The 6,337-nt window shown below is 50.1% G+C and carries 2 protein-coding genes; both read left to right on the top strand.

Features of this window, described 5'->3' with window-relative positions:
• The first annotated feature begins 121 nt into the window (after window positions 1-121).
• Window positions 122-2,860, top strand: coding sequence for an RNA helicase (locus tag QUA03_RS04250; protein ID WP_333209958.1), 2,739 nt, complete (start codon window positions 122-124; stop codon window positions 2,858-2,860).
• 457 nt (window positions 2,861-3,317) lie between these two features.
• Entirely contained in the window at window positions 3,318-6,059 is a 2,742-nt protein-coding gene (locus QUA03_RS04245) for a family 10 glycosylhydrolase (protein WP_333209956.1), read from the top strand.
• The last annotated feature ends 278 nt before the right edge of the window (window positions 6,060-6,337 follow it).

Raw genomic sequence — 6,337 nt, 5'->3', positions numbered from 1 at the left:
CAACAGACTTATTCCTTAATAGCCGATTTGCGGGCGTTGGTCTAAAATCAATACAGTCCTCTGCTGACTTGCTTTCAGCAAGATTTAAGCATACTTATCCTGCAACCTTATAATAATCCTTGTGCCAGACACTGCCCAGAACCGCCCAGAGCTGGATCTGAAGACCATATTTCCATTCGAGCTAGATAACTTTCAGAGAGAGGCGATCGCCGCCCTCGATGCAGGTAAATCCGTTGTCGTGTGTGCTCCCACAGGCTCTGGGAAAACGTTAATCGGGGAATACGCCATCCATCAAGCACTCTCCAGAGGGCGGCGCGTCTTCTACACCACACCCCTCAAAGCACTCTCTAACCAAAAGCTGCGCGACTTCCGCAGTCAATTTGGAGACGACAACGTAGGTTTGCTCACGGGCGACATCTCCGTCAATCGAGATGCGCCGATTTTGGTGATGACTACCGAAATATTTCGGAATATGCTCTACGGCACGCCGATCGGAGAAGTCGGTACTTCCCTCACCGGAGTCGAAACCGTGGTACTCGACGAGTGTCACTACATGAACGATCGCCAGCGTGGTACCGTCTGGGAAGAATCGATCATCTACTGTTCGAGCGAAATTCAACTGCTCGCCCTCTCAGCAACCGTTGCCAATAGCGACCAACTCACAGACTGGATTAACAAAGTCCACGGGCCCACAGAACTCGTCTACTCAGACTTTCGGCCAGTACCGCTGCAATTCCACTTCGCCAACCAAAAAGGGATATTTCCCCTACTAGACGAGACCGGCAAAAGAGCGAATGTCCGGTTAGTCCCCAAAAAGAAGCAGCAAAAAGTAGAAAGAGGCAGCATCCCCACTCCGAGTTTGACCGATGTTTTGGCTCGGTTGGACGATCGAGATATGTTACCAGCAATTTACTTCATCTTCAGCCGTCGCGGGTGCGACCAAGCAGTCGCAGAAGTCGGCAATTTCTCCCTAGTTAACGAAGCCGAAACAGCCGAACTCAAACGCATCATTGACGATTTTTTACAGCGAAACCCAGAAGCAGAACGCTTCGGTCAAAAAGAAGCACTTTTAAAAGGCATCGCCGCCCACCACGCAGGCATTTTGCCAGCCTGGAAAGGTTTAGTAGAAGAACTCTTTGGGAGAGGTTTGATCAAAGTCGTATTTGCCACCGAAACCCTAGCCGCCGGGATTAATATGCCCGCCCGCACCACAGTCATTTCCACCCTGTCCAAGCGCACGGACAAGGGACACCGACTGCTAAACGCTTCAGAATTCCTGCAAATGGCCGGTCGGGCGGGTCGGCGGGGCATGGACAAGCTGGGGCACGTGGTTGCAGTTCAGACGCGCTTTGAAGGCGCAAAAGAAGCCTCGTATTTGGCAACAGCCAAAGCCGACCCCCTCGCCAGTCAGTTTACTCCCAGCTACGGCATGGTGCTGAATTTGCTGCAAACACACACTCTCGACGAAGCTCAAGAGTTGGTAGAGCGGAGTTTCGGTCAATACCTTTCTACCTTGTACTTGCAGCCGCAGCAAGAAGAATTAGACGGATTGCAAGCAGAATTGGCGGTGCTTGAACAGTCCCTGGCAGCGGGAGGAAATGTCTCCACCCTGGAAAAAGAGCTCGCTCATTACGAAAAATTGCAGGGAAGACTCAAAGAAGACAAACGTTTGCTGAAAACTCTATTGCAGCAAGCTGAAGAAGCCAGATTTAAGGAGATGTCCGTAGCTGTGGCTTTTGCAGTGCTCGGAACGGTTCTGAGTCTCAAAGGTAAACACGTTCCGACAGCCAAACGATCGCACACAACTCCTGTACCCGCCGTATTGGTTGCCAAAATCGCAGGTTCTGGCCAAGCACCAAATTTGGTGTGCTTGGGGAAAGATAACCGTTGGTATGTCGTCGCCATTAGCGATGTCGCTACCTTGCACGCCGAATTACCTCGCTTGAGCGTTGCAGATACCTTGAACCCGCCGTCGGAAATGCCCCTGAGACTCGGCCAGTGCCGCTTGGCAAATGAAGAAACTGCTGCAATTGCTCAATCGATCCCACAATTGCCGACACCGGAACCGAGCCCAGAGGCGATCGAGCAACAGCAGAAAATCGCAGCCGTAGAAGCTAAGCTAGAAATTCACCCGGTTCTACAATGGGGGAATCCCGGTACTTTGCTCAAACGCCAGCGCCGCCGGGAAGAATTGAAAAAAGAAATCCGCAAAAGCGAACAAGAGTTAGAAAAGCAACGAGCTCGCTACTGGGAGCAATTTCTCAACTTAATCGATATCTTGCTGAATTTCGGCTGCTTGGAAAGAGTAGTTTCGGCACATGGGAACCGAGATGACTCCTCCGACAGGTTGGTACCCACAATCTTGGGCCAAGCTTGCGCCGCCATTCGCGGCGATAACGAACTGTGGCTGGGTTTGTCCCTGATGTCTGCGGAATTTGACGAACTCGACCCCCACCACCTCGCTGCTGCTTGCGCGGCCTTAGTTACAGAAGTTTCCAGGCCAGACAGTTGGACTCACTACTCGCTGTCGCCGGAAGTTTTGGCACCTTTGGACAATCTACAAAAAGGCTTGCGTCGCCGATTGTTTCAAGTGCAGTACCGTCATGAAGCTGCAATCCCGATTTGGCTGGAACGGGATTTAGTGACTTTGGTCGAACAGTGGGCTCTGGGCGTTGAATGGCTGGAACTGATAAGCCATACGAGTTTGGATGAAGGGGATGTGGTGCGGATTTTGCGCCGGACTTTGGATTTCTTGTCTCAGATTCCTCATGTTCCTCATGTTTCCGATTCTTTGCGGAGGAATGCTTGTCGGGCGATGCAGTTAATCGATAGATTCCCGGTGAATGAAGCTGCAACTTAGAAAATTGTTGACAGTTGACTGTTGACTGTTGACAGTTGGCTGTTGGCTGTTGACAGTTGACAGTTGACAGTTCGGACATTTGGACATTTGAACAATACCGATGCAACCGCAAACGATATTAGATTAAAATCTGCGTGCATTTGGATTGAAAAACCCAAAATACAATTTAGATGCCGGACAGCTTACAGTCAACAGTCAACAGTCAACAGTCAACTGTCAACTGTCAACTGTCAACTGTCATGAGGAATAGATCCAAAATCTAAAATCCAAAATCCAAAATCTAAAATCTAAAATCTAAAATCGATCGATCGCACTTTTTCCTGATTCAGGTTGCAGGGCAGGATAGAAAATTGTATGGTGCGGATCGATCGATCTTAATTGTTATTGAAATTTTCCGAAACGGTGCGCTGGGTAATTCTCTTATTTTATGATGCAACAAATCAAAAAGCCCGATCAAATGCCTGATGCCTGCTCCCAGGCTCAAAAAATTCGCTTTTTCACTTTCTTGCAAAAAGTCTTAATTGGAACTATAGCGAGTACATTACTCAATCTCTTCATCCTATTTCCCTCTCCGAGTTTCGCAGAAGTAGTTCTGGGCGTTGTTCGCAGTTCCGAGAATTCTCCCGACTGGGTAAAGATTACCACGCGCCTCTGGGAAAGCGGCATTGCTTACAAACCAATCAATCTCGAAGAAATCAAAAGTACGGCGGATTTAACAGGCGTTAACGTGCTGTTTTTGCCCAACATTGAAACTTTGACTCCGGCACAAATTAAAGTTTTAGAAGCTTGGGCCTCCCAGGGTGGCCGCTTGATTGCTTCGGGCCCCGTCGGCCGCAGTTCCCCGGCCTTGGTGCGCCAATCTTTGCGATCGCTCCTTGGGGCGTATTGGGCTTTTCCGTTAACCCAGCCAGCGACGCCACAACCACGCAGCCGCTGTCGGGATCTCGCCTGCACCGCTTCTAGCAATTGGATACCCGCTGTCCAACAAAATACCTCAGTCCAAGGCGGTGTCTTGATTCCGGCTGATGCGAACAGTCAAACTATTGCTACTTGGAAAGATAGTTCCGGTTCCTCAGCAGCAATCGCCACGGATCGCGCTACCTATCTCGGCTGGCGCTGGGGTAGCGACGGTTCGGCAAATGTAGATAAGGCTTGGCTGCAAGCCTCGATCGCCCGCTGGGGAGGCACAATCGCTTCTGGGCCTGTAGCGCCGCCCACTGCGGCCGCGACCCCACTGCCAACTCCCCCCTCCAGAGTCACTAGAAACAGCCCTAGTTTGCCACGTACTACCCCGCTGAGCCGACTTTCTCCCTCTGGCTCGCTTTCCGATCCAGTACCTGCAACTTTTACAGACCCTTCGGATCAGTCGGCACCGGCGGGTTTGGACGTGCAGCCAAATTCTAATAAGCCGATCGTCAGCATTGAAGCGTACTTGATGCGCCAAGAACTCACTAACCTCCTCGGCCGGTTTGAAAGCGCCCTGACAGCATCTAATTCAGCGAATACCGCCATCAATCTCAATGCTGCTACCTCCCCTCAACTGGTGGCTGCAGAACAGGGCGGAGGCGGCCCCACAACCAACCGCCCCCCTGTTCTGCAAGCGATCAGGGTGCGGGCGATCGCCCAAGCGCGGCAGGTTTTGCAAACTTTCGACCAACTCCTGCAACAGCAAAACTACGCGGAGGCGAGATCGCAGTGGGTGGAAGCGCGGCAGTTGCTGTGGGAAAATTACCCGAAGGAAGGACAGCGGGTTGGGGCGGAAATTCGGGCGGTTTGGCTCGATCGCGGGACGATCGTCGCAGCGCGTTCAGAACAGGGTTTGGCCGCAGTGTTCGATCGACTCGCCGCCGCCGGGATCAATACCGTTTTCTTTGAAACTTTGAATGCCGGATATACGATCTATCCCAGTCAAGTTGCACCGCAACAAAATCCCCTGACTGTTGGCTGGGATCCCCTGGCATCTGCGGTTAAATTAGCTCACGATCGAGGCATGGAACTGCACGCTTGGGTTTGGGTTTTTGCCACAGGAAATAAGCGCCACAATACTTTAATTGGCCAGCCTAGCTCTTATCCAGGCCCGGTACTTTCCGCCCATCCACAGTGGGCAAATATTGACAATAAAGGACGCACGCAAAATCCTAACGATGGTAAATTTTATCTCGACCCTGCGAACCCGGAAGCGCGGAATTATTTGCTACAAATAGTCAACGAAATTGCCAATAACTACAAAGTAGATGGGGTGCAATTAGACTATATTCGCTATCCTTTTCAAGATGACAATGCGAATTTTACTTACGGTTATGGTATTGCTGCGAGGCAGCAATTCAGGCAGTTGACTGGTGCAGATCCCGTGAATATTTCCCCCAGGAACGGCAGTTTGTGGCGGCAGTGGGTTGAGTTTAAAACTAATCAAATTAATAGTTTTGTAGCTGAAGTTTCTCAGCTTTTGCGGCAGAATTATCCGCGCACAATTCTGTCGGTGGCAGTATTTCCGCACCCAGAAAGTCAGCGGATTTACAAAATTCAGCAAAATTGGGAAGTTTGGGCTCGTCAGGGCATTGTAGATTTGATTGTGCCGATGACTTATGCTTTGGATACGAACCGACTTCAGCGCATCACCGAACCGCTGGTAAATGAACAAATTCTGGGTTCGGCTTTGATTTCTCCGTCGGTTAAGTTGTTGACTCTCCCGGAAGTTGTGGCGATCGACCAAATCCAAGCTTTGCGCGATTTGCCGACAGGGGGCTATGCTATTTTTGCGGTGGAAAGTATCAGCAGCGGGATGCAGGGGTTTTTTAACCGCACTCAAGGCACCCCAGTGCGCTCCACTTCTGCTGCGGAGCCGATTCCTTACCGACAGCCGTTTGCGGCGGCGGCTTCGCGGTATACTGCTCTCAAGCAGGAATGGAGTTTTTTATTGGCTAACAATCAGTTGCGGGTGTCAGAATCTGAACTGAAAGTTTTGCAAAGTCGAGCGGATGAATTGGCGCAATCTTTGAGCAAGTTGGCGGCAAATCCTTCTACCGAAAGTTTAGCAACTACTAAAAGATTGTTAAGGAGTTTTCAATCTCAATTTCAATCTTCGATGCGCTTGCATTCTGCGGAAAATAGCTATCAGGTGCAAACTTGGCAAAATCGTTTGGAGAGTTTGGATATGCTTTTACGCTACGGCGAAAGGATGGAGTTGAATCGCAGATAAATACAGATTTTTTGGGTGTGTGCTTGTTAGCTACTGTTTGTTCAAACTGAGATGTTGCACCATTCTCAATAACCCTTCCCTGGGCGGGCAGGATGCCCACGCCACAAGAAAATGTACTTGTTGTGGAACAGGGATCTTGCCTGTTCCACAATAAAATTCATCTCTTGTGGAACAGGCCGAAAAGCCTGTTCCTAAATAAGTAATTGAGAATGGTGCAATAGATCAGATGATTTCGACTTAGGTCGATCGCGCCCAATGATCTGTATCAATAGTTACGA

Source organism: Microcoleus sp. S36b_A4 (genome assembly GCF_036700645.1).
Lineage (GTDB): Bacteria > Cyanobacteriota > Cyanobacteriia > Cyanobacteriales > Microcoleaceae > Microcoleus.
Note: the sequence above shows the minus strand (reverse complement) of the source record. Positions and strands in the feature narration are given on the sequence as shown.

Excerpts from the sequence above, each read along its gene's own strand:
- QUA03_RS04245 (WP_333209956.1), top strand. The coding sequence starts at position 3,318 with ATGCCTGATGCCTGCTCCCAGGCTCAAAAAATTCGCTTTTTCACTTTC.